We start from the raw sequence: 26,908 nt of genomic DNA, 5'->3' as shown, positions 1-26,908 counted from the left end.
ATGTAAATTAATCATTATCTAGAACCTCTTAACTCTCTCACTAAATCCCAATTACGTTTGCGTAATTGATCGGCAATGTCAGCTTTAGTGGCTTCATTTATTAGGTTACGAGTTTCTTGAGGATCGTTAACTAAGTCATAGAGCTCTTCAAATATTGGCTGCTCGCCTTTGATTGAAGCGTCGATGTAGTCAACATATTTTCCGTCATTTTTCTTATCAAAATATCGGATGTATTTCCATTCATGTGTACGTACACCTTCCATGCGTGGGTAGTTCTGAATCGTCATTAAGTTTTCAAGAAATAACTCTTGTCGCCACTTAACATTTTCACCTTTTAATAATGGAATTAAACTCTCACCTTGCATCGTTTCTGGTGCTTTAACTTGAGCAAAATCCAATAGCGTTGGCGCTATATCTACTAGAGCTACTATCTCATTGGAATTATCAACTTTTTTGTCTTTCACACGCGGATCGTAAACAACCAGTGGAATCTTAATCGATGGGTCGTATAAAAATATTTTGCCACGTAGTCCGAATTCGCCATGCATTAAGCCGTGATCCGAAGTGAATACGATAATGGTGTTGTCAGCAACGCCTTGTTGCTCGAGGTGGTCTTGTAATTTCCCAAGAAACTTATCTACGCCGGATATTGTCTGCATTTCACGAATTTTACGTTCAACCAAGTCGTCTTTGGTTTTAGCGTAATCGTATGTAGATAAATATTTACCATTATGAACATTAGCTGGGATTTTAGGGTGCTTAATGTCTTTATACGCTACAAACGTATCAGGAACGGTTACTTGATCTGTTTTATCACGGTAAGCACTTTTGTATAACTCAAGATCTGAATCACGCTGCTCCATTGAGCCTGTAGAAGCGGCATGAGGAACGTTAAAGTTAATTAACAAAGCAAATGGTTGGTCTTTAGGTCGGTCATTTAGGAAATTGTGACCTTCTCTGAACGCCTCATTAGGTGTAATAAAATCGTCTACGATCTCTTCTAGAATTTCGACTTGAGTGTCTGCTTTTGCATTTTTAAAAATAGCATGTCGATCTTTAGGGTAAAAACCTAAATGCTTGTGGCCTGCATACCAATAATCAAAGCTGTTATCCATGATTCGACTTTTGTAGCCTTTTTTACCACTCCCACTGGTACCTATAGGTGTATGATTTTTACCTATGTATCCTACAAAATATCCAGAATTTTTCATTAACATAGGATATGTCTGGGCGTAAGCTTCATTTTCTAAAATAGTATTTGAATTAAAATTAACCTCATGACTACGTTCATATTGTCCCGTTAATAGTGTTGTACGGCTTGGCGTACAGACGGCACTTGTTGCATAGGCATTATCAAATACTGTTCCGTTAGCTGCCAGCTTATCGATATTCGGCGTTTTAATTAATGAGTTTCCAGAAAACCCTGTGGCATCGGCACGCATATCATCTGCTAGTACAACAATGATATTAGGACGCTCAGATGACTCTAGCCCTCCGCCCCAATTGTAAGCACTTTTTGATGATGCATCGGTGAAGGTGCCCTCAATACACCCAGACATTAAAAATACCATCGATAGCGAAATACATAATCGCTTAAAATTACTTGTGACTGCAGAATATAATGACGTTCTGTATTGTTGAATATTTAACATATTATGCCTTCTGTAATCCAATTCTAGACATATCGATAGGCTCGATACCCAACTTAAACGCCGGAGAGTTTGGTTTAAGAGCAAAATTACCATTTGCCGGATCAACAAACATAGGATCAGTCGCCAAGGCATTCATATCAATGTTCTGCTTTTGATGGTTTTCTAAATGCTTAGTCGCAATTGACATGTCAGCGGCACAATAATAGATATTATTGTCAGTATCACCGTCTGCTGCTTTCGCTAACGCTCGACCTCGTCTATCTTCGCTTGTTCTGCCTTCGCCAGCTGGCAGCTCATCGACAAATCGGCAATTATCTTTTGTTGAATAAAAAATATTATTCTTAAGGGCTCCACCCGTCATCGGTCCTTCACGCAGAGAAACATAATAACCGCGTGGAGGTGCAATAATATCGATAACATAATTATTTATCGCGCGATTGTTGAGCTTAATAAGTAGCCCTTGGGATGTACATTTATAGATAATATTTTCAGTTATCAATGTATCCGTTTGACCACCATCAGTGCGGATGGCTGCTTGCATAATCATAGGCGCGACTAGATGATGCACGTAGTTCGCTTTGATAATATTACCTTTACCTGCACCTCGAATATATATGGCATTACCGTCACCCAACTCTTCCATTGCATGGTGAATTTCATTGTATCCAATGAGGTTATCTTTGCTGTGTAAGTAAGGCATCGCTTGGTCACGGGTCATTGCTCTTCGAGAGCCGCCAATTTCGTTCCAACGCACAGTGCGAACCAATTCCCTGTTGTCGCCCTTCGCAAAGAAGTGACTCATGAAACCTGAAACAATCAGACCTGTGTATGGCGTGTTGTGTATCAAGTTATTTGTTACCGTGTTATTTCCGCTTTGCCAGACTAAAATACCGGGGCCATGTGAATAAATTCGGCCTGTATGATGAACGTGATTATTTCTAACGATATTACGATGGTTTACATCTTTCGTACCTGGTCCATAACCGCAAAGTAATATGCCAGTACTGCCAATGTATTCCATCACATTATCTGTAATTTTGTTTTCTATGCCATGTAAATCAACTCGAAGTGCACCTCCACCGCAATGGGCAAAGTGACAATTAGCAATAGTACAATTCTCAGTTCCGCGTAAACGGAACATAGCGTGATCTCTATCCAACATTTCCCAGTCATGTTGAATCCCCGCATCACCTTTAACAAGTGTATGACGCTCACCATGCATAAAGCTTAAACCTATAAAGTTTAGGTTTTTTACAGGTGTATCTTTTGGTCCGTCAACATCAACGTTACCCTCTACTTTCACAAGTTCTTGTAATTTAGGGGCATAAACTTTTGAATCATCTCTTGGCCATAAATAAACTTTGCCAGCTTTACTGTCTAATACCCAGTTGCCCGGATTTTTCAGCCCATCGATAACGTTTTCAACAAAACAGTTATCCGTAGTTTTTAAGAAGTGCAATGGGTTCATTGCATATGTCGCATTTACCGAAGTCTTAGCAATTAGTTTTCTCTCGTCTACCGAAATAAGAGGTAAAACATTTACGATCCACGCGTGATGTGGTCTAACAAACAACTCAGCATCTTTAACATTTGACCAATTTCTCATCGCGCCTTTAGGAAAGGAAACTTGATTTTTTTTGCCTTTGTTATTTGGTATAAAGCCTTCGGTTCTCGCTCTCGGCAACATTCCTTGGTCGTCGTACAGCGTTTTAAATGTGTCTGAAACATCAGCGACTAAGACCTTTCCCCTAGCGGCTGCAGGTAAATCGGCTAAATCTGATGGCGCTTTTTTCCAACCTTTAATTTCTTTCGCTGCACTGAATACCGGAGTTTCGCCTGGGTAAGCGGCATATGTAATAGAGCCTTTACCTATAGCAGAATCTTCTAAACCAAAGACGACAGTTCCATCCAACTCATAACGACCACCACGTACCAAAACCACAATGTTATTATCTGGAAATTGTATTTTATATTGACGTACAGCGTCCCTTGCTCGAGCGAGCGTAGCAAACGCTTGTTTAGTTGACGTACCAACAGCCTTATCATTTCCATTTGGTGCTACGTAAAATTCAGCGTCAGTGGATGAGGGCAATAGTGAAATATTAAATGTCGGCATGGCGAAAGACATGGCTGAAGTTGTCGCCATTACTCCTAAACCCGCTAAACCTGTGAGTTTAATAAACTGACGTCTAGTGATATTGTTATTTGCCATTTTCTACCTGTCTCTTATTATTATTTGCTAATTCGTAGCTATAAACCGTTGCTATTTAAAGTATCACGGCGCAATGTATTTTTATGTATAATAATCCATTTACAAGACTTGTCAACGAGATAAATTAAGATATTCTTATAACTTATGAGCCTCCATAAGTTCATAAAGGCAGGTGATTCTAGACCGTATTATTATAACGAGGCGAACACCGCTATTTTATTAAACACTTACTTAAGGGTTCCACCTCTTCAATTATGAGTTCAGTGCTAAATTAAAACGACTAAAGTGAAATAATTTGTAGTTTACTTTTTGTAAAAACGACTAAACAGAGATAACGAATCTAATTCATTGAGGTAAAATTAGACTAAATTTAGGTAAAGCCTAAAGTTATATCCTCTAGCTCAGCTACATTTTTGGATCTCTTTTGTTGTCTTATATATAAAATTACACAACAATGGCTATAAAAATCATTTAAGGTTGATCATGTCGAATAAAAACATTGCCTATTTTAAAAATTCAATACAACCCATTGTGAATATAACTATGGTTTTGTTAATCCAAAGCTGTGCCTTTAGTGACATACAAAATCAGCATTCTAATAATATTAAAGCACACCAAACACCTAATATTGTTGTTATTCTTGCAGACGATTTGGGGATAGGCGATCTTGGTATTTACAATACCGAAAGTAAGATACCTACGCCCAATATGGATACTATCGCTAATAATGGAATCCGCTTTACTAATGCACATACAGCTTCTGCTGTATGTACACCTAGTCGTTATGGGCTATTAACAGGTCGCTATGCGTGGCGAACTCGATTAAAAAATGGTGTATTAGATGGTGAATCGCCCGTTTTAATTGAAGAAGGTCGTACGACTATTCAATCGATGTTACAAAAAAAAGGATATACCACAGCAGGTATAGGTAAATGGCATTTAGGGCTAGGAGATAAAAATAAAACAGATTATAGCCAACCATTAAGCCCTGGCCCCATTAGTTCAGGGTTTAATTATTATTTTGGAATTCCGGCATCATTAGATATGCCACCTTATTTGTATTTTGAAAATGAACACGTGGTGCAACCAGCGACCAACTACATTAAAAAAGGTAAACATGCCCGTAATGGAGGTGGTGGTTTATGGCGTGCAGGCGCAATTGCTCCAGACTTTAAACACATTGACGTATTACCAACCTTAGCAACTAAAGCTGAGTCGTATATAACCGAGAGAGGCAAACAACCACAACAACCTTTTTTCCTTTATATGCCGCTACCTTCTCCACATACACCTTGGATACCAACGGCTGAATTTCATGGTACAAGTCAAGCTGGAGTTTATGGTGATTTTGTTCATCAAACAGATGATGTTATCGGGAGAGTCGTAACGTCTTTAAAATCGAATGGGTTGTTTGATAATACTTTGATTGTGGTCACTAGCGATAATGGTTCTCACTGGAGAGCCTCTGAAATTAATAAATACAACCACCTAGCCAACGGGAATTTTCGTGGTATGAAAGCGGATATTTATGAAGGAGGACACAGAGTGCCGTTTGTAGCATCCTGGCCAAATAATATTCCATCCGGACACATTAGTGATGAAAACTTATCACTGGTTGACTTACTTGCAACTTTCGCAGCGATTACTGGATCTGACTTACCTCATTATGCAGGAGAAGATAGTTATAACCTACTGCGAAGATTAAAAGGTGATAACACTGGCAAACCTATACGTGAGGCGACTGTTTATCATTCACTGCGCGGTATGTTTGCAATCCAACAAGGTCCTTGGAAATATATTGATGGACAAACTTCTGGCGGTTTTAAAGCTCCTGTTGAGTTAAAAAATATATTAAAAAACTCCCCTAATGCACCAGCAGGTCAGCTTTATAATCTGGATGCTGATCCCAGTGAAAGTACTAATTTATATATTCAACAACCTGTAAAGGTAGCTGAATTAAAAGCCTTGTTACAACGTTACCAAGAGCAAGGTTACAGTCGTCCATTGTCACAATAAATTTATAGACTAATAACCCTCGTTATAAAGCTGATTTATATTGTTAACTTTTAACGGATTGCAACGCTGGTTGTATGATTACATGTTTTGAAATTAGGCGATTAAAGAACTTAAAAAATCGAACAGTATGTATTATTCTTTTATAAATTCAGATATAAAAAGGCCACAGCTTACGCTGTAGCCTATACCTAGAAAGCACAAAAAGCTCGTTCAATCACCTTAGCTTTCTGCTTATGACCTTAACTAATATTATTTAGTTTTACTTTTTGTTTTACCACTATGATGATCTTGAGATTTGCCTGAGTCGTCTTCGTAAGAGCCCTCTTTGTGAGAGTTCTTTTTATGTGAACGATTTTTTTGAGAATGTAATTCTCTCAATAGCCATTCTATCGCAAGATATTCATCAGATTTTACAAAATATTTATCATGAGTGAACGTCAAGCCTTTTGATTTATGTCCATTCTTGTGATGACTATGCCCACCTTTATGTCCATTACCTAAACCTAATTCACGAGCTAAGGTTTTAATATCATCAAATCTAATGCGGCCATCATTAGTAAAATCGGCTTCATCCAAATAGTTAACATCGCCTCTTTGGCTTCCTAATGCAGCAATAAACAACGCCATATCAGTAACGTCCACTTTCTTATCACAGTTGAAGTCAAGTCGCTCTACGTTTGGTGCCGTAATAGTGTAAGATACTTCGACACTATTCACAGACCATTTATTTTTACTACTTGTATTGCCTACAGCAATAACAAGATTAGTGACTGCATCCGTTGTCGCATCACTTAAGTAAATACTACCTGGATTAGATGATACTTTTTCACCTTCTAGGTTATTCACAACACCATTTGTAACGGTCATTACTCTATCATTTGATGACTGACCGTTTGCAATATTAAGTGCTGATAAAGAGAGATTTGTAATATTTTCGGCATTTAAACAACTACCGTCACCTTGGAAATTGGTAATACGCAAACCTGAAATTGATTCGATTGATTCACTATCACTGCCATTGAATACTGCATCATCAACTCCCCAACTTGTCGAGGTTGTTGTACCACCTGATTCACCACTTTGAATGGAATTACCCATAACAGGTGTGACATCAAACTCTACTTGAAAAGAAGCTAATCCATCAGGTGCAACTTGAACATCTGAAGTCATTGTAGCAACTACATTATCTCCGTAATTCGTATCAGCCATTGCGACTATTGAAGTAGCATTTTGTAATGGATACGGGCTAGGCACTTCACCAACTGTTAATTGCATCTCGCGCTCTGCAACACCAGATGAACTTATAGCCTGAACTATAAATGTATAAGTGGCTTCCACCAGTTCGTTTGGTGTACCTTCTAACAACCAAGTACCTGGATTGGTAATATCTTCTTGTAACGTTAACCAAGTCGGTCGACCTTGGTCACCCTCGACAAGATTCAATGTAATTGCTGCCCCTTGAGGATCCCAGAAATCCTGTCCCTCAACTAAGCTAAATGAATAAGCTTGTACAAAAGCGGCATCTTTTAGCTCTGTATGAGCGCGAGCCCAATTAGGCTGGTTTGGTTGTTGAAATTCTGCTAAATGTTGATCCGCTAAGGTTAACTGAGACATAGCCCAATCACGGATCAACAAATCATCCCCTAAGCCACTTTTTTTAACTAAAGGAACCCCCCAAGTTATCGCTCCACCAGCTTGAGTCGCTTGCAAGTTCCATAAAATAAACTCTTCATCGGTTAACGCAGGTGTATTACCACCATTCCAACTTGTCGTGCTCATAGGTGGATCAAAGTGAGCAACAACCTTATCGTCCCACTCCCAATCGTTTGGATCGAGACCTGCGTGCGCGTTACCGTTAGTTTCAATCATTTTTTCTATGTGAGCGTAGTTACGATCATAAAGGCCATTATCATGACGTCCTAAATTTCGACCGCCATTATACGGGTGACCAAACATATAATCATCATGACGCGTTGCTTCAGAGAATGGGTTTAATTCTTCAGTTTCTCGTTCTGGACCATTATTAAATGAAATGGCTGCATTAGGGTTACCCGCTCGTGCTGCGTCTGCAACTGCTTTATATAATAACTGCTCGTCTGCGTTACCACTTGTAGAATTGTCACCCAAATGTGACATGTACTCACCAGTATCAAATAACCAGCCGTCTATTAATTCTCCGTAACGCTCTGAATATTTTTTAAGAACAAACTCTGCGTAGGCAAATAAATAAGGTCTTTCAGAGTGTGCCTCGTCAAAATGATAAGACTGACTGTTTATATATGCTTGAATTTCTGGATCGGTATCACATAGTTCTTTCCAACGCTCTGTAATATTAGGAATATAATCAGGGTTTGGCGTGTATCCGTCTTCTGCTTCGCTATTAACACGGCGCAACATTGAAGAACTATTAATATACACTTGGATTTTAAAGCCCGCTGCACGGATTTTAGTAATGATGTCTAAAAATGGATCAACACCAGAAGCAGCTCTAGGTACAATTAAATTAATTGGATTGCCATTTTCGTCAGTATCTCCCTGCCATAAAGTTTCAAGGATCTCTAGAGGTGCAATATGAACCGACGACTTTATTGAAGACTCACCTAAATGTACTTGGATATAGTCTAACGTTTTTAAATCTTTTATTTGTTCCAACAATTGATCAACAGTTAGATTTTCACTTTTACCGTTATAAACATCTACAGGTTTCCAATTAAGCCCCCATGAACCGCGAAGCCAATCCGCTCGGTTAGTATTCTTGGCTTGATCTTCTGAATTATTATCCTCTACAGCTAACGCACTGGTTGCAAGCATGCATGCAAGTGCGACTGATGTCATTTTAATGCTGTTTTTCATTACATCCCCCTTGATATCAACCCTTATTTAAACAACTAGGTTTTATTGTCTATTTGCTTAATGTATTTTTATATACAATAGCACTCAACAAGTAAAGATCAAGTGAATAATAGTTACGTGATACAATCTAGAAAATAAGCATTAACACCAAAATATAAATAACAGCACTTTATATAAACCAACAATCGCACGACGTTTAAAATAGAAAACCATAACACCAATACTACTGCGCTTTTACATATAACATCACACAAAGTCGATTCTAGTTTCTTCTTTATATTTACAATGAAGCGATAAACGGTGATTTTCCTGCTCGATAAATACAGAAATGCGCTAACCCAATGAACTAGCGCATTAAATTAATTAGGATGTATAAAACTAAGCTGTACGATCACGTAGCATATCCTTCCTACCTCTTGCTTATCCTAATTTAAGGGCTAAATTTACTTGCAATAGACTAAGGCGTGTTGATCTTTCTTGAGTGTTTTTTAAATAGCATGGTAAAGAGTTATAATATGCTTCGCCAAAAGTAAAACCATAACTAATACCATGCCAAGAACAATGCTAACTGCTACTCCAACTTATGAAAATACAGGTCATATTTACGATAAAATTGAACATCGAATGACATTTGAAGGAATACTTTATCGAATGAGAACAGGTATTCCTTGGCGAGATTTACCCTCTGAGTTAGGAGGGGTGACTACCGTTTACAGCGATTTAATCTTTGTTAAAAGAAAGTGGTTTTAGATCAACTTTTCAAAGCTTATCTAGCATGGCTAATTTGAATGTTTTTTTTGATGGCTCTATAGTTCGAGCGCATCAGAGTAGTCCAGAGAAACAAAATGCAAAAAGAGAAAATTGAATATAAAAAAACACCTAAAGCGTATAAATATTAATAAACCTTATTCCAATGAAATCACTTATTTCATACTCGGAGAATCGCCAACCGTTTTAAATAAACAATACACTCTAGTTAGCGGCTTTTGAAATACTTAGAATAAAGGTTTATTTGGTAGGAGTTGCTGCCGTTAAAATAAACAAAACTTTCATATAAAACAATAATTATCAGCCCCTTAAGATAAATAAACCTCTGTAAAAAAATAAATTATAGAGGTTTATTAATGCAAATTTTAATTAACGGCTAAAATGGGATGAATTTGCTGCTTGTTGATTGCGGTACAACATATACCATTGGACAAAATCATAGAGAGTAACAACACCATCATTATCTAAATCAGCTCCTGCGATATAATTATCATCGCCTTTAGTGCTGCCTATAGCCCCCCAAAACATCGCCAAATCACTACGACCTAACAATCCGTCACAATCATAATCGCCCTTAACTAGAAAAGCGTTATCTATTTGGTACGCAACTTCAACGTGATTCACAGACCATTTGTTTGTCGCACTTTCGTTACCTACGCCAAAACTTACCTCTGTAACAAGTGCGCTATCATAATTTAATCGATGTTGCGCTACATTAGCTGCTAACTTCAAACCTCCTACGGCGTTTTCTACCCCATTAGATGTAACTAAGACACGATCATTTCTTGATTGCGCATTAACAATTTCGGCATTAAAAAATTCCAAATCTACAATATTTTCTGCCGTTAGACAGCTACCATTAGCCTGAAAGTTTGTTACTCCAATATTAGATAATTGCGCTAACTCACCATCACTACCTTTAAAAATATTATCGTCGCTAACACCCCAAGCACTTTCTGTCGCACCTCCTCCTGATGCTCCACTGTGAATACTTGTTCCAACTTGTGGTGTAACATTAAATGCGATTTCAAAAGTAGCACCACTATCTGGTGCCGTTATTGTCACAGACGTCATCGTAGCCACTCCGTCAGGATAACTGTGGGAAGCTTCAGCAAATATTTTAACAAATGGAGGTGTTGGTGGAGCTTCTGGTTCAACAAGTACAGGATCTGGTATAAACTCGCCAACTCGTAGCTTAATCACTCGGTCAGTGGTTCCATCACTGTCTGTCGCTTGCATAACAAACTCATAAAACGTTTCCTGTGTTTCGTTTGGCTGTCCATATAACACCCACTGACCAGCGATTTCTTCATCTTTCACTAACTGTAACCAAGACGGAGCGCCCGCTGGAAGTAAAGTTAATGTTACGTCTTGCGTACCTTCAGGATCCCAAAAATCTTTACCATCAACTAATACGTACCTATATGCTTCGTCTAAAATCGCATCGTTCAATATTGTATGAGCACGAGCCCAATTGGGTGCTCCTGTTTCTTGACGTTGAGCTAAGTCTGCGTCCATCAAATCTAGCTGCCTCATTCCCCATTCACGTATCGTTAACTGTTCACCTGACTGTGGTGGTGCAAAAAGTGGTGCGCCCCATGAAATAGCTCCGCCACCCACGGCAGACTCATAGTTCCACTGAACAAACTCTTCATCGGTTAAGCCTGGATCGCCACCACTGTTCCAACGAGTACGACTCATAGGTGGATCAAAATGCCCAACTACTTTGTCATCCCAGTCCCAGTTTTGGGAATCTGTTCCCGCATCTAATGATCCAGAATGTATATTACCGTTAGTCTCGGTTACTTTTTGAATGTGACGGTAGTTACGTTCATAATTTGTATTATCATGGTTACCTATATATCGACCACCATTATATGGATGGCCAAACATATAATCGTCATAGTGTGTTGCTTCTGAGAAGGGATTTAACGCTTCCGTAATCCGGTTAGGGCTATTATTGAATGAAATAGCAGCCATAGGATTACCTGCATGACAGGCGTCAGCAAAGGCTTTGTAAATTTGTTGATCTTCTTTAACGCCATTTGTAGGGCTATCACCATTACTGTACATAAAAGAGCCTGAATCAAACAACCAACCGTCAATTAACTCACCGTAACGAACCGCATATTCTTTAAGAATAAACTCTGCATAAGCAAACATGTACTTACGCTCTGGGTAGGTCTCAGATGCATCAACATAGCTTTGAGTATCAGCATCCCAAATGCCGGTATGGTATGGCTGGCTTGCAATAAATGCCTGTGCTTCAGGGTTAGTGTCAACCCACTTTTTCCAGCGTTCAGTAATATTTGGCATGTAATCAGGGTTTGCTAGAGTTGCACTACGTTCAAGTAAGTTTGAGCTATTTAAGTAGACTTGAACTTTCATACCATCTTTTTGAATTTTCTTGATCATTTCTAAAAATGGATCGACGCCCCTAGAAGCACGTGGAACAACTAAGTTTATCGGCTCACCTAATGGGCTGGTATCTCCTTGCCAAAAGCTTTCTAATAACTCATGTGGACCAAGGTGTGATGGGGAGTTAATGTAAGATTCGTTTAAATGTACTTGAACATAATCAATCGTTTTTAAATGGCTTATTTGCGCTAAAAATAAGTCGATGGTTAACTCTTCACCGGCGCCATTCCATAAATCTGTGGGTTTCCAATTAAGCCCCCATGAACCGCGAAGCCAATCCGCTCGGTTAGTATTCTTGGCTTGATCTTCTGAATGATTATCCTCTACAGCTAACGCACTGGTTGCAAGCATGCATGCAAGTGCGACTGATGTCATTTTAATGCTGTTTTTCATTACATCCCCCTTGATATCAACCCTTATTTAAACAACTAGGTTTTATTGTTTATTTGCTTAATGTATTTTTATATACAATAGCACTCAACAAGTAAAGATCAAGTGAATAATAGTTACGTGATACAATCTAGAAAATAAGCATTAACACCAAAATATAAATAACAGCACTTTATATAAACCAACAATCGCATGACGTTTAAAATAGAAAACCATAACACCAATACTACTGCGCTTTTACATATAACATCACACAAAGTCGATTCTAGTTTCTTCTTTATATTTACAATGAAGCGATAAACGGTGATTTTCCTGCTCGATAAATACAGAAATGCGCTAACCCAATGAATTAGCGCATTAAAATAATTAGCATGTATAAAACTAAGCTGTACGATCACGTAGCATATCCTTCCTATCTGTTGCTTATCCTAATTTCAGGGTTAAACTTACTCGCACTAGACGAACCATTAACGTGAAATTTTCCTTAGATTAAGAGAAACTATAATAGGCTATGTTTGAGTTAGTTAACTTTAACAATACTCCAATCTAAATTATGGCTGGTATAGGATGTTTCATATAAATTAACGTTTTGCTGATCAGCTCCACCGCCGCCGCCATTGATTGTGTAATCAGAAGCGTTACGCTTTTGTAAGCGGAAATAACCCGTTGTAACTTCGACTTTTTCCCATTGTTGGTTCTGGCTGGTATCACTGCAAGTCCATAAATAAACATTTTGATTTCTTGCAGCGTCATTACCGCCATCGATACAGAAATTAGTATCTAATTTTTGATATGAGTAGTAGCCATTACCGCGATCGATTTCTAGCCATTGCTGATTTACATCTGTTGCACTGTATGACATTAACTCAACATTTTGCGCATTTGCTCCCCCTTCACCACCGTGAAGTGCAAAGCCTGATGCATTACGTTTTGTTATTGAAACAATATCGGAAGTTCCCGTTACTGCTAGCTCAACCCAGCGGGTTCTTGTACCTGATGCATCAGAAATTTCTAATCTAAATTCATTATTAGTTTTTGCAGTAGAAGAAGGCGTGCCTTGTAAAATCCAGGTACCTGGATTAGCCGAATCTTCTTCAATTGTTAACCAAGACGGTGCTCCATCAGCGATATCGAGTATACGCATTGAAATTGCGTTACCTTCTGGATCCCAAAAATCAACCCCTTCAACTAAGGAATGTAAATAGGCAACACCTACTTCGGCACTTGGTAATGGTGTATCTGCTCGAGCCCAGTTGGGTGCGCCAGCTTCTTGGTAGAAGCTTAAATGTTCATCCATCACTTCTAATTGTGCCATGCCCCAGTCTCTGATCAACAGATCATCACCTAAACCACTTTTAGCGACTAAAGGCACCCCCCAGGTCATTGCGCCACCCGCTTGAGTCGCTTCTAGATTCCATAAAGTAAACTCTTCATCTGTTAATGCAGCAGTATTACCTCCATTCCAGCTCGTTGTACTCATTGGTGGATCAAAGTGGCCAACCACTTTGTCATCAAAGTCCCAATCATGCACTTCATTACCTGAATGAACATTACCATTCGTTTCTGTCATTTTTTGAATATGCGCATAGTTTCGGTCATAAAGACCATTATCATGGTTACCCATATTACGACCACCATTATATGGGTGACCAAACATGTAATCATCATAATGAGTAGCTTCTGAGAATGGATTAGACTCTTCAGTATCACGCTCTGGACCATTATTAAATGATACTGGAGCATGTGGATTACCTGCCCGAGCAGCTTTAGCAAATGCGCCATAAAGTGTTTGCTCTTCCTTCTCCCCACTTGTCGAGTGGTCACCTGAATGATCAATATACTCACCAGTATCAAATAACCAAGCATCAATTAAATCACCGTAACGCTCCGAATAAACCTTTAATACAAACTCCGCATAAGCAAACATATATTGCCTTTCTGGGTGTTCATCAGAAAAATGATAAGATTGACTATTCAAAAATGCTTGAATTTCTTCGTCGGTATCACACAGCTCTTTCCAACGTTCTGTTATATTTGGCAGGTAGTCAGGGTTAGGTGTGTAACCATCTTCTTCTGAATCATCTACACGGCGAAGCATATTTGAACTATTGATATAAATTTGTGTTTTCAAACCCGCCGCTTTGGTTGCGACTAGCATATCTAAGAATGGATCAACACCGCTAGAAGCACGAGGTACAGTTAGGTTGATAAAGTTACCATCTTCATCGGTATCACCTTGCCATAAACTTTCTAAAATATCTAACGGGGCAATATGAACAGATGACTTAATTGATGACTCACCTAGGTGTAATTGAACGTAATCAATTGTTTTAAGATCTTCTATTTGTGTAATAAACTGATTAATCGTTAATTGTTCACTCTTACCGCCATAAACATTTACTGGTTTCCAGTTGATACCCCAAGAACCTCGCATCCAACCAGCACGGCCATCAATAGCGTCACCTTCAACAGTTACTTCAACGCTATCAACTGCCCATTTGTTTTTATCTTGATTGGTACTTTCACCAACTTCAAGGTGTAGTGTTTTCACTGATGGCACAACACCTTCAAGGGTTTCGACATTAATTGCAGCAGGATTAGTCGCTAAGTTAGCTAAATCGTTTAAAGCTGTGCCGTTCGCTAAAATTATAACCGCATCTTTATTAGGGCTTTGCGCGTTATTAAAATTAACATTTGTAAATGATAAGCCTTTGAAATCATCAATCGTTAAATCGCCACCATTAGCGCTAAAATTTGTAATGCGTAGATTAGATAATTCCGCATATTCTGAATCAGTACCTAGGAATAACGCATCTTCACCAATACCCCAACTACTTGTAGTTGCTGTACCGCCAGAGGCTCCACTTGAGACACTGCTACCAGATGGTGCTGTTACGTCAAAAGCTATTTGGTAAGTTGCTAGGCCATCAGCGGCTGTTTGTACTTCAGAATACATGGTTGCAACGGTATCAATGCCATAATTAGTACTGTCTGTAGCAGTGATTTGAACATTGTGAACTGCGGCGGTTGCGCTCAATGGAAGTGTGCATGCAAAAACGCATGCTAACGCGATAGGTTTTATTGGTGTTATATTCATTTTTTCCCCTTAAAGATTGAAATATTTAGATTCCGCTCTTCTTGTTGATGTTTTATTTTTATAGTTAAACTCTTGCGGTTTATTATTTATAATAGTACATTTAGTATTTGTCAATCACTGATAAATACTGCAATAAAAATAAAAATATATACAAATAAAACAATAAATTAAAATACTTAAAATGAAAAAAAGAAAACAAATGAACACGAACAACAAAAAAAACAATCAAACCATTAAATATAGAAATACATATAAAGTAGTATTTATCGTTTTAAAAATACAAAAATAAATACAAAAGACGTTAAAACATAAACATTGGCATTCAATGCGATTAAAGTGCTGGAAAAGAAATCTCTTAACCTAATAAAATTGTATAGGATTTACGTCCGTTTAAATTAAGCTCAGTTATCAATTTTTTCTCTATTTATTCTTCAAGCCTTTATCTGTAGCAGCCCAATAAATACCACCAAAAAGATGTTCTAAAAATAAAGGTGTTTGCTAATGCGTATCCATATGCCTTAAACCTGTATAAAATGAACGGCCGCCATTATAGTGTTGATACCTAGCAATAGGTATGGAACTTACCAATACCATTAAATAGCGTTGTTTTATGCTTAACGCTTGGGTTATAAGAACTTTCATCTACCGACAATAGATAATTCAGCTCCTCTACATGAGCATCGCTAAATTGATACCATTCATCTGTCCATAAAAACTTATCAGGCATTCTCGACAAACCAGGGAGTTGTCGGCCTTTTGGTGCTACGTTTAGCCTAGCCGTTTGAATTTTAGGGTGAGTAATAAAGCTTCTACCAACTAACTTTTTGTACCACGGCCATTTATGCTCTGTGTCAGCTGTACTATAAATACCAACGAAGCCTTTTCTTGATTGAATAAACCTTTCTACAGCTTCTTGCTGTGATTCATTAAGAATATCGCCTGATGTTGATAAAAAGATGGTAACGTCAAATTTTTTCAGTTGTTAGTCTGTTATTTTATCGACATTGGCATGCCACTGCAGCTCAAAGTAATGTTGCTTTGCCTTTTTCTTTAAAGCCGTTACGCCAGCGTTAATTGATTCATGGTGCCAACCATTTGTTTTAGTAAAAACAAATGCTATAAATTGTTCTACATGTGACGAGATTGAAGGAATAAGACAGGTTACACTTTTGGGGATGCATAAAAAAACTTTTATCCATGTTTAACGAATGTTGAACTTTGGTGCCTATTTTTAAGGCAAAGATCTACAAACACGCGTTATGCTGCGACCAAAGTAAACATCAAACAGCGTCCTTATTGCAAAAAAAAAAAGCAGAGCTCACTGAGGCTCTGCTTTGTTACTTATAAGTTCTAAGCATTTTAATAAGAAGGAATAGTTGCCGTTGATAAATTTTTCACCTGCAACTAAACCATTATTGACTAACTTAGAATTTGTATGACACACCGATTCTAAAGTTACGACCGTTGTGATCAGCTACGTAGGTTCTCCAATCTGGAGTATCTCCGTCTAGTGCACTTCCTTCGTTAAGTAAGCCGCTTGCTTCCTCACCTTCAACTAGTGTAATGAAAGTTCTATTGTAACTATCAGTAAGGTTAGTCGCACTAAAGTCAAATGATAACGCTTTCGTCACTTTATAACGTGCTGAAAAATCAAGCGTGGTACGATCATCTACCCAAAGTGCACCAGAACGTTGAGACGGGTTAGATAGTCGTTTAGAACGATAGTTAGCAGCTATACGAGCTGAAAAACCTTCATTTTCCCAATATAATGTAGCGTTAAGCGTATGCTTAGAGGTATTTCTCATTGGGAAGCCTGCTAAATTAGCCGCTGCTTCTTCTTCTTGCTCAGCATCAACATAACTTGCTTCACTATCAGCGTATGTGTAGTTAACAATTGTACCAAAATATTTAGCCCAACCTGGTAAGAAAAGAAAATCTTGCTGATAAGCTAATTCTGTACCGTATATTGAACCACTATCACCATTCACATCAGTTGACGTGTCAACATTTTCAGCCATTAAAGCACAATGTAAATCTCTGTATTGACCTTGACCTGCTAAACCTTCTTCAATTTGTTCTGCTGATGCACACTCGCTATCAGAAAAACCTCGGATTTCACTTTTCTGATAAACCATTGATAAAAAGTCTTTATAGAATAAGTTAACAGCTACCATTGCTGTTTCTTGGAAATACCATTCCCAAGCTAAATCATATTGAATAACTTCAGTAGGTTCTAATTGTGGGTTACCACCACTTGCTGTGACATCACCAGGGTTTCTCGTGTTAATTAAATAACCAGGAACTAAACGGTTAGGTCTAGGTCTTGCCATAACTTTTGCAACACTACCACGTAAAAGCATTTCCTCAGACAACATAAAACGTGCATTAAAGCTTGGTAACCAGTTATCGTATTCAATGTCACCATAAACCGTATCACCTACAGTAAAGTTAGCCCCTTCAAAATCGTAAATAGGGTTACCTTCGTCATCAATCTCAATAAATTCTTTCATGTTATAACCCGCACGACCTCTAGCAAGCGCTTCTGTTTTAACATATCGAACACCAAAATCACCTAATAACTTACCATCAAATAACTCATAATCAGCCATTAAATATAAAGCTTGAGAATCAAATGTTGTTCGACTAGGAGTTTCTTCTTCAAAAGCTTCTTGAAGAGTTCGGCCGGCACTATCTATAGAAGTTAAAGGGTCTGGAGCAAATGTATTATATACAGTTTCATAGTCAGGAATATCCCAACCATTTTGAGAGCCACCAACTACACGTGTTAAATAATCACTCGCTGGAAAGTCTAATGCATAATCTGCTAAGGTAATATCTCTTAAAGCGACTTCTTCTCCATCAATAATGGCAGTAGTACCAAGATCAGCAGCAAAAGTAAACTTTTGACCATTTGTTTCTTGAGATACAACCTTAACACCAGTTGCAACACGAACAATTGGGCCAAAATCTACATTACCTTGTAAATCTAATTGGTAGGTAAAGTTTTCGTTTGAGGTATTCTGTGCAAGGTATTGTAAGCTAGACGTGGGTATGTTTTCAGATGGGAAAGAACCATCTGCTTGATCACCGATAGTATATTCAGGTGCAAGCAGAATACCACCATTACCGTTACTCCAATCTATTGAACCTGGTTGTACATATGCAGCATCAGAACCTGTATTAAATTGTAAACGACGAGAGCGTTCAATTGGCTTATTACTGTTTGAGCCACTATAACCAATCAGAGCATCTAATGTCCAAGACCCATCAAATAAGATATGTTGATAGTTTAAACCTATAGTTGTATTGTCTGTATCAAGAGGTTGCTCAAAAGCCACGTTACGTGCTCTAGCGCGAGGGCCACTTACTACTAACGAAGAACCTGATTCAACGTCTATAACATTATCCGTAACACCTTGAAAAAGGTGACTAATCGTTTGGTTATACTGAGTCTTTACTTTTTCTCTTTGAGAATAAGTAAAATCTAGCCAAACACTAGCATTATCATTAAACTTATATTGTATCGTTGACGAGGCGCTCATGTTTTCTGTCTCAACAATACTATAGTTCTTTTCATAGTTAATTGGGTCATACACTCTATAACGGCTTCCCTCTGGGTCAACTGGCGTTAATGACTCACCATTTTCATCAACAGGGTTTGCAGAAGCATTAAGTATCCTCCAGTTCCAATTTGAGAAACTGTCTTGACGAACGGTATTTTTAGAGTAATTAACTGAAGCTGTTAAACCGAAATTATCACTAAAATTCTCTCCGAAAGAAAGCCCAAGGTTTGGTGACCACTCTTCAGACAAATCGTTATATACACCTTTAGCATTAACCACAGCTCTTGGCTCTTTAATATCTAATGGTTTCCAAGTATTTAAACGAACTGTAGCGCCTAAACTTCCTTCATCGTGGTTAGCACTTGGACTTTTAATAACCTCAATTGATCGTAACATGTCAGCAGACATCATTGAAAAATCAATGCTACCCGCATTTTCTTCGTCAGCAGCATTACTATTTGTACTTGCCATGTTAACGCCATTCATTTGTACGTTATTCAAGCTACCTTCAACACCGCGAATGGTTATTTGAGATCCTTCACCATCAATACGGTCAATACCAATACCTGTGATTCGAGACATAGCTTCAGCAATATTAGCGTCTGGCATTTTACCCATGTCTTCAGCAAAAATTGAATCGCTTACATTTTTTGAAAAGCGTTTATTATTAAGTTGCCTAGTGGCACTGCCTCTAAAGCCAGTAACTGTAATGACTTCGATTTCTTCTGCTTCTTGGTTTTCATCTACTACTTTTTCTTGTGCGTACGCTATTGAATTACTAAGTAATACTGATGCGATAGCAAGCGATAATTTGCCTTTTGTAAAAAGACTATAATTATAGTTATTTTTCTTAGTCATCTGCTAATTCCCCCATGTTGTTTATAATCTATTGCATGTATACTTTTGCATATAAAAAGACATGACGCAACAATAAAACCACAAAAAACCAACAGAAAACCAACAGAAAATACTTACTCCCTATTCACCTTTACAAAAATAAACAATGAAATCATACAAATTAGCGTGTTACAGCTAATAAAAATAATTGAAAAATTCGATATTTTATTTGATACACGTCAATAATTACGATAAAAACAACGCACACACCTGTGTGCTTTTATATAAAAACACCCCCCCTCCAGCGTACTTTAACAGCTAATTTACCATGCATTAACACATTAAAAGGTGAAACTACGGATTATTCGTTTTCGTAAACAAATATTCCATTTCGCCATGTTCTACTGAACATATGATAACCTTTACCTAGAGCGTCTTTTTCTTTGCTAAACGCAGCTATTTGTTATTGAGAATTTTAGTTTTCTGAACATTGGCCAAACATTTAACTGCTGAAAAAAAGCACAGCATAGTTCTTAATGTTTAAACCTTTTTTGATTGGGCCTGTGATTTAACCCTACTACAATTTAAGTTTTTGCTAGAACAGGCATAAAAGCAGATGTCAACTTCGATAAAATGTGGTTATATGTCGTTTAATAACTTAGCTTTGCGCCTTTCATTAGTCTGGTTTTATCGGCTTCCCACCAATGATTTGGCCCTTCTTTAGCAATATCTTGCCATGTATCAAGCAATAGTTTTTTCATCGCTGCTAGCTTTTCTGGCTTTTTATCAGCAAGGTTGTTTTGTTCTTTAGCGTCTTGCTCAACATTAAAAAGAAGAAATTCAGTTAATGTATCGTTAGCGACAATTTTCCAATTACCTTCTCTTATAGCTACGCGACTCTCAGCAGGAGATACGTGTGTTCGCCAAAACAATGGGGTCTGCCTAACCAGTTGTTTTCCTTCAATTGCTGGCAGTAAGTTTACCCCATCAATGGTGCGGTCACTCGGCAGAGTAATTCCGTTAAGCTCCAAAACCGTTGTAAAAATATCGGTACCAACTACAGGCACATTACTTTCAATGCCCGCGGCAACACGGTTTGGCCAGCGGATTAAAAACGGTACGCGAATGCCCCCCTCAAACTCATCACGTTTGTAACCTCTTAAGCCGCCACTACTGCCACCAAAACGAATGACAGGACCGTTATCTGAGGTAAAAACCAATAAGGTATTTTCACTAACTCCTTGTTCATCTAGTGTTTCTAAGATTTGCCCTACCGCATAATCCATTTGACTGATATTGCCAAAATACTTCATATTTAGCGGCGATTCGTTTGGGTATAAATCCGCAAAGTTGGTGTCAGTTGCGATTGGTGAATGTGGCTCATGGAACCAGACAGACATCAAAAATGGTTTTGCCGGATCACGTTTATTACTTAACCAATCAATCGCTTCATCGGCAACTAGTGGCGCAGAAAAACCTTTTAATTCACCAACAGCTTTACCGTTACGAACAAAGTTATTAGGGTTTTTATGACTAGGGATGGCATTATTTTGGCTCGCAAACCAATGGTCGTAACCATGATCACTTGGTTGAGGAAATTGCTCATTGTTGAACTGATTTTTAGATAACAAATGCCATTTACCAAAATGGCCGGTTTGATAACCCGCTTTTTTTAGTAACTTAGGATAGGTTATTTCTGTTTCACGAAGATGGGTTGGTGAAGTCCCTGAAAGGTGTCGCCAAACACCATTTCGATATGGCGTTCTACCCGTTAATATTGCCGAGCGAGAAGGTGAACAAACACCAGCCGCTGAATAACCTTGATTAAACTTAACCCCTTGTGTCGCCAATTTATCAAGATTAGGTGTTTTAATCACTTTATGACCATAGGTGGCAGAATCGCCCCACCCCATATCATCAGCGACGATCACGACAATATTAGGTCTAGTTTCATTGGTTTTCCTATTCTCAACGGCATTCACTGCTAAGCTATACCAAGGAATAACCAAGGACAACAAGGCTAATTTATTTAATATCTTCATATTAATTTCCAGTAATTTATTTTCCGTTAACTCATTATTTGTTAAGTAGAACAAGTCAATATTGGTTTAGTCTCTTAACTGAACAATAACTTTTTGTGTCGACTGATTTCTTGAAATTGTCATTGTCATTTTTTTACGCCATCTATTTGCTTGATAACTACGCATTGCATCTTGTGACGTTACCACTTCATCTTGACCAAATGCCGTTAAAATCACGTCATTTGGCTTAATGCCACCTTTATCCATAATGCTGCCTTTTGTCACTGACAACACCATAGCGCCTGCTATTTCAGGAAGACCTAACGCTGATTGCTCACCTAAATTTTCTACTGACTTAATTTGCGCGCCAAGTAAATCAAAAACCTTGGATTGACCTTCTTCTTCACTCGCTAAAATAAGAACCGGCAGTTCAGGGGTTTCTGCTAATGCTTTTAACTTTTTGCTAACAACACCAAACTTGTCCATGTCGAAATTTTTAAAACCAATCTCTAATGCTTTTGAACCTTTTTTAACTCGATAATCGCCGGATGCTGCATCAATAAACATTGGATCGCCAACCACTGAGTGTTCATCTATACCAAGTGAGTGCGCTTTTTTCAGTGCGGCTTCGGTTGAAAACAAGTTATAGTTTACTTGCTCGCCCCAGTGATTACTCGATACCGGCTTGTGACCAACCATGACAATATTGTTGGTAAATTTATCTTTACTGTTCTCAAACCAAACATGTGGATGCAGGGCGTTATTGATCAGGATATTGTTATAGGCGTTTCGCTCAAACCCTTCTCGTAATTTCAAACCACCGTTAAGCATCACATTGTTGTATATTTCATAATTTGAAGAGCCGTCATCTAAGTCAATATCCCAACCGTGATCACATCTAAATCGGTTATTACGAATAACGACAGTTTCGATGGCGTCTTTTTTATAGAGGTCCGGTTGCAGCTTAGCGAGTTTGTCCATGGCATTTCGTTTCGGGTGCCAAAAACGATCTCGTCCCCAAGAGTTGAATGCACCGTGATCACCGGTTTCTTTTACTGTATCAAAGACATCATTAAACTCGATTAAATGCCCCCCCCAAGTGCCTTCACTGGCATTAATGCCCGCACGAGGCACTCGGTAGATGGAATTATGGCTAACCGTAATCGATTTAGACATTGACAGTTGTACACCAGCGACTTGTTTTTCCACTAAACCAATATCGTGGATCAAATTGTCATGAACAACAGAGTCAGATGGATATAAGTCATTTTTAGGGCCATGCGCTAAATCTAGCTTGTCCATATCGACAAACTCATTATAAGTAAAACTTGGAGAACGAACCGCTGACGGGTCGCCAACAAAATTAACCGCACCAGCGCCAATACGAGAAATATGGTTACTGATAATGTTGATGTTACGAGCATAGCGGTTAATCGCAATGGCATTACCCCCTAAATCAACTAAGGTATTGTTTTTGATAACAACATCTTTGGCATTATTGATAAAAATCGCACCACCACGATAGATAGACCAGTCACTTCGCAACAACTGCTCTTTGGTCTCCATAAAGGTATGTTTACTGTGTTTGAAGGTAATATTACTGACTGAGATGTTTCTCGCTGGTTTTTCTTGAGTACCGACAATTTCAACTAAGTGTTTGAGTTGCGGTGCTTCGATGGTTTTCGCTGAGCTAATATCGCCATTTTCTGGATGAAAGAATAAGGTCTTGCTGTTTTTATCGAAGTACCATTCTTTCTCTGCGTCTAATTCTGCAAAGACATTTTCCACATACTTATATTTTTTATGTAATGGTGAAGGTCTGTTATTTTGAAAACCTCCGACCAACTTCCAGTTGCCATCTGCGGCTTTACCTGTGATTTGATAATGCATACCACCCCAACGGCCTTTGTGCATCGCATGCACAAAACCGCCTTCTGGGTTTTTCCAATGTTGCGTGCGGTTTGGCGCAATAGCATCTGCAGCATAACCTTTATAAATAGAAACCGTAGGATCATAATTTGGGTAGCGAGCTCTCACTTGAAGTTCACCAGAAGCAAATAGTTGATCCACTAGTTCTATATCAATTTTTGCTTTATAAAGACTGTCATTATATTTTTGCCATTGCGGTGAAATATGCTTTGCTCCGCTAATAACAGATTGACCATTTTTCGCACCAATAATCGATAACGTATTGACACTAACATTCGTCAACTTTATCGATTCATTAAGATAATAAGTACCTGCCGACAATTGAACTTGAACATTTCTACCTTGCTTTAAAAGCGTTTTAGCATCTTCTAGTGCTCGTTCTAATCCCCTTGTACTATTACTCTTTACGTGCAATGTCACTGCACTATTGTCACTCATAACTGTATGAGCAACAGAAGCCCAAAGACTTACGACTACTATAATTAATTTGGAGATTCGCAATGGTTTAACCCTCTTACCTTTTCGCTACGTAAAGTGATATATAAAGCATCTCACTTATGGTTTTTAAGTGTAATTTTAAATACAGTTATACACAACAGCCTATATGTCAATAAAATAATCACAGGGCTTCCTAGGCGACCACAATGAGTTGGCGTGTGTATTTGCTTAATTAAAAAAAGGTAAGTATCGGTTAATAAAAAGACAAAAAAATATAACTCACCGTCGGTAAACTTGCTCTAGGGATTTATGTAACGGTATGATTTAACTAGAGACATCATTTGAGGTAAAATTAATCAGTACGAGAAGGCATTTTGGCTATAGGGTTGTCGTTTAGCTAAAGCCCTATCTTTCATATTTTTCCACGCTGGATTTTCCTCAGCATGCCAGATACGGACACGTTTGATTTCGTGCCAAGTCGTGCCAAATATCAGCGTGATCTTGTTCTTAGCTCCTGAAATTCGAGGACGATCTACATATGCCACCTGATCCAATGAGCGCAATAACGCTTCATTTCCAACGACTTCTAAAACAGCCGTGTACCAAGTATTGGCCTGAAAGGTGTCGCTTGGGTGTTCATCCAATCTCACGCCTGGCGCAATCGAACTGGTGAAAGCCAAACCAGGAGATGTAAAACGCTCAGTACCACTGATCCACGACTCGATTTTATGACCTTTAATTTCATTGGGGCGCAGGTCTGAAAAAATCCCCAGTAATTGGTCATTGTATTGCCCGCCCAATGGTTCTCCCCAACGGAACGTCACTTCAACAATTATATTCTCATGTTCATCAAGCGAATACGATGCAATAGGAACGTGCTTAGGCTTTCGATCAACATCATGGGATACCCGACAAACATTTGGCTCAGTTTGCGATAAACTCCAAAAACCTAATCCCCGTCGGCGATCTTCACTACAGTCATCTTCAACAATTAGCTCACCGCGCGTAGCCAAAAGCGTAGGTACAGGGCTACCATCGAGTTGTGCCTCCACAGTAAAACCTGTGAATAATGGCACTTTTGCTTTTTGCGCTTTTTCAGACGTAACCGCATTTAACGGATTACAGCCACTTATTAACATGGCAAGGGCAATTATGCCTACTTGACTACGACTGCAAATATCATGAGTAACTCGGTTAATATTGAGCGACGAAAAACTCAACGACGACAGGTTAAACATAAACATTGGTAGATTTCCTTTATGCAAAAAAAAGACAATGGGCAGAGAAGAAACACTACCTAAATGCCAGATTGAATATCACTCATTAAACCAAGATGTCGGCAACAATATTTTCACTATCGCCAAAACTATCAATTTCAACACCAACTTTTTGTAAAAGCGTGAGTAATAGGTCGTTAAAAGGACGCTCTTCGTCATATTTATGAAATGCGCCATGCTTTAACCCAAGGTTGCTACCGCCAGCGACAATTAACGGATAATTTTTACCCACATGGGTTTTGCTCGTACCACAACCATAAAGCACAATCGTATTGTCGAGTAAACTCCCTTCAGCTAAAGGGTCGGGGGTTTCTGCCATTTTTGTTAAATACTCAGAAAATCGCTGCGCCAGATATTGATCAAACTTAGCCCAACGTTCCCAGCCTCCTTCGTCTTGAGCGGCTGCGTGTGATAACTTGTGATGATGCAAAGACAAGCCCGCGGCGTACGGTAATTGATTACCCCGACCAGAGCCACCTTCCATTGATGTTTGATAAGTTACCACACGGGTTGAATCAGTAAGCAATGCCATATGTATAAGGTCAAACATTGTCTGAAGGTAGTTCGTTCCCATTTCACGTGACGGCGTCGCATTAAAATCGAATAAAGACGGATCGATTTCTGGCTTTGGCACATTGAGCCATTCGTTTGCTCGTTCAAGTTGCCTATCTAGCGTGCGACTTGCCGAAAGATATGCATTCAAATGCGCTTGCTCAGCTGCCCCAGCGTGTAAGTTTTCAGAAGCCAGATGTGAACTGACCCGCTCCAATATCGTGCGCTCTCGAGCAATGGCCCGCATTTTCTGTTCTAGCCCTCCCGATTCAATGCCAAATAAGCGGTTATATATTTCTCTTGGCTCAGAAAGCGTTGGCATCAGTGCGCCATCGCGATTAATTGAAATAGTAGACGGACGCCCTATGCTCCCCGTACCTCCTGAAGAAGATAGCGCCAATGACGAATACCGCGTGGCGCCATCAATTGCGTTTGCAAACACCTGATCATAACTAATAGCATTAGCATAACCGTGGGATTGATCGGCACCTGTTAAAAACTGTGCACTACAAGAATGTGGTACCATCGAACGCAGTTTGGGATGTGAAAATCCTGAAAGAATTGACATATTTTCGCGGTGAGCTTGTAGCGGCAGTAACGAATTCGTTAGGACGTAATCTTTACCAGGATGGTGTGGAAACCAATGCCAATCTTTAAAACTAGGATCTTTTTCTGGCGGCAAAGAAACACCATTTGGAAAGAATATAGTCACTAACCTTGCTGGTTTTTCTAAGCTTGCTTTGACAAGTGGTAAGGTGTTTTTTGCCGTTGAAGCAATGGCGTTATTTGAAAAACAAGGCAATGAAGCCAAAGATGGGATAGCAATACCTGCTAGGCTAGCTTTTAACAATTGTCTACGGCTAATATTGTTGATTTTTTTCATCT

The 26,908-nt window shown here is 38.7% G+C and carries 12 protein-coding genes and 1 pseudogene; 2 read left to right on the top strand and 11 right to left on the bottom strand.

The genetic code is table 11. The annotated features are described in order from the left end of the window. Positions 1–14 precede the first annotated feature (14 nt). Entirely contained in the window at positions 15–1,559 is a 1,545-nt protein-coding gene (locus tag LMH66_RS04095; RefSeq protein ID WP_229368649.1) for a sulfatase-like hydrolase/transferase, read from the bottom strand. A 94-nt stretch (positions 1,560–1,653) separates the two neighbouring features. Then, positions 1,654–3,864, bottom strand: a complete 2,211-nt coding sequence (locus tag LMH66_RS04090; protein ID WP_229368648.1) for a right-handed parallel beta-helix repeat-containing protein — start codon at positions 3,862–3,864, stop codon at positions 1,654–1,656. Positions 3,865–4,347: 483 nt separating this feature from the next. Between LMH66_RS04090 and LMH66_RS04085 the strand changes: the two genes are divergently transcribed. Continuing rightward, positions 4,348–5,880 (top strand): sulfatase family protein, encoded by a 1,533-nt coding sequence (locus tag LMH66_RS04085; RefSeq protein WP_229368647.1) that lies wholly within the window; start codon positions 4,348–4,350, stop codon positions 5,878–5,880. 249 nt (positions 5,881–6,129) lie between these two features. Here the strand turns inward: LMH66_RS04085 and LMH66_RS04080 are convergent, their stop codons facing one another. Next, positions 6,130–8,733: a dockerin type I domain-containing protein gene (locus tag LMH66_RS04080; protein WP_229368646.1), complete on the bottom strand. Its 2,604-nt coding sequence runs from the start codon at positions 8,731–8,733 to the stop codon at positions 6,130–6,132. Positions 8,734–9,333: 600 nt separating this feature from the next. On the opposite strand from LMH66_RS04080, the pseudogene LMH66_RS20540 reads away from it, so the two are divergent. After that, positions 9,334–9,424: pseudogene (locus LMH66_RS20540) on the top strand (transposase); the annotation flags it as partial. Positions 9,425–9,870: 446 nt separating this feature from the next. Here the strand turns inward: LMH66_RS20540 and LMH66_RS04070 are convergent. The 8 genes from LMH66_RS04070 to LMH66_RS04035 form a co-directional block, all read right to left on the bottom strand. Next, the gene (locus LMH66_RS04070; protein WP_229368645.1) at positions 9,871–12,312 is read right to left on the bottom strand and encodes a hypothetical protein; all 2,442 of its coding nucleotides are present in this window, start codon (positions 12,310–12,312) and stop codon (positions 9,871–9,873) included. A gap of 517 nt (positions 12,313–12,829) precedes the next feature. Next, positions 12,830–15,406 carry an RICIN domain-containing protein gene (locus LMH66_RS04065; protein WP_229368644.1) on the bottom strand — a complete coding sequence of 859 codons (2,577 nt, stop codon included), beginning with the start codon at positions 15,404–15,406 and terminating at the stop codon, positions 12,830–12,832. A gap of 562 nt (positions 15,407–15,968) precedes the next feature. After that, positions 15,969–16,340: a ThuA domain-containing protein gene (locus LMH66_RS04060; RefSeq protein ID WP_229368700.1), complete on the bottom strand. Its 372-nt coding sequence runs from the start codon at positions 16,338–16,340 to the stop codon at positions 15,969–15,971. 490 nt (positions 16,341–16,830) lie between these two features. Next, positions 16,831–19,827, bottom strand: coding sequence for a TonB-dependent receptor (locus LMH66_RS04055; protein ID WP_229368643.1), 2,997 nt, complete (start codon positions 19,825–19,827; stop codon positions 16,831–16,833). Positions 19,828–20,456: 629 nt separating this feature from the next. Next, positions 20,457–21,848 carry a sulfatase-like hydrolase/transferase gene (locus LMH66_RS04050; RefSeq protein ID WP_229368642.1) on the bottom strand — a complete coding sequence of 464 codons (1,392 nt, stop codon included), beginning with the start codon at positions 21,846–21,848 and terminating at the stop codon, positions 20,457–20,459. A 66-nt stretch (positions 21,849–21,914) separates the two neighbouring features. After that, on the bottom strand, positions 21,915–24,194 hold the full coding sequence (locus LMH66_RS04045; RefSeq protein ID WP_229368641.1) for a PDZ domain-containing protein: 2,280 nt from the start codon (positions 24,192–24,194) through the stop codon (positions 21,915–21,917). A gap of 356 nt (positions 24,195–24,550) precedes the next feature. Continuing rightward, on the bottom strand, positions 24,551–25,438 hold the full coding sequence (locus tag LMH66_RS04040; RefSeq protein WP_229368640.1) for a hypothetical protein: 888 nt from the start codon (positions 25,436–25,438) through the stop codon (positions 24,551–24,553). Positions 25,439–25,517: 79 nt separating this feature from the next. Beyond that, the gene (locus LMH66_RS04035; protein WP_229368639.1) at positions 25,518–26,906 is read right to left on the bottom strand and encodes a DUF1552 domain-containing protein; all 1,389 of its coding nucleotides are present in this window, start codon (positions 26,904–26,906) and stop codon (positions 25,518–25,520) included. Positions 26,907–26,908 lie beyond the last annotated feature (2 nt).

Origin of the sequence: Shewanella sp. 10N.7, assembly GCF_020806285.1 — a bacterium.
Taxonomy (GTDB): Bacteria; Pseudomonadota; Gammaproteobacteria; order Enterobacterales; family Shewanellaceae; genus Shewanella; species Shewanella electrodiphila.
Note: the sequence above shows the minus strand (reverse complement) of the source record. Positions and strands in the feature narration are given on the sequence as shown.

Excerpts from the sequence above, each read along its gene's own strand:
- LMH66_RS04095 (WP_229368649.1), bottom strand. The coding sequence starts at position 1,559 with ATGTCTGGGTGTATTGAGGGCACCTTCACCGATGCATCATCAAAAAGT.
- LMH66_RS04090 (WP_229368648.1), bottom strand. The coding sequence starts at position 3,864 with ATGGCAAATAACAATATCACTAGACGTCAGTTTATTAAACTCACAGGT.
- LMH66_RS04085 (WP_229368647.1), top strand. The coding sequence starts at position 4,348 with ATGTCGAATAAAAACATTGCCTATTTTAAAAATTCAATACAACCCATT.
- LMH66_RS04080 (WP_229368646.1), bottom strand. The coding sequence starts at position 8,733 with ATGAAAAACAGCATTAAAATGACATCAGTCGCACTTGCATGCATGCTT.
- LMH66_RS04070 (WP_229368645.1), bottom strand. The coding sequence starts at position 12,312 with ATGAAAAACAGCATTAAAATGACATCAGTCGCACTTGCATGCATGCTT.
- LMH66_RS04065 (WP_229368644.1), bottom strand. The coding sequence starts at position 15,406 with ATGAATATAACACCAATAAAACCTATCGCGTTAGCATGCGTTTTTGCA.
- LMH66_RS04055 (WP_229368643.1), bottom strand. The coding sequence starts at position 19,827 with ATGACTAAGAAAAATAACTATAATTATAGTCTTTTTACAAAAGGCAAA.
- LMH66_RS04050 (WP_229368642.1), bottom strand. The coding sequence starts at position 21,848 with ATGAAGATATTAAATAAATTAGCCTTGTTGTCCTTGGTTATTCCTTGG.
- LMH66_RS04045 (WP_229368641.1), bottom strand. The coding sequence starts at position 24,194 with ATGAGTGACAATAGTGCAGTGACATTGCACGTAAAGAGTAATAGTACA.
- LMH66_RS04040 (WP_229368640.1), bottom strand. The coding sequence starts at position 25,438 with ATGTTTATGTTTAACCTGTCGTCGTTGAGTTTTTCGTCGCTCAATATT.
- LMH66_RS04035 (WP_229368639.1), bottom strand. The coding sequence starts at position 26,906 with ATGAAAAAAATCAACAATATTAGCCGTAGACAATTGTTAAAAGCTAGC.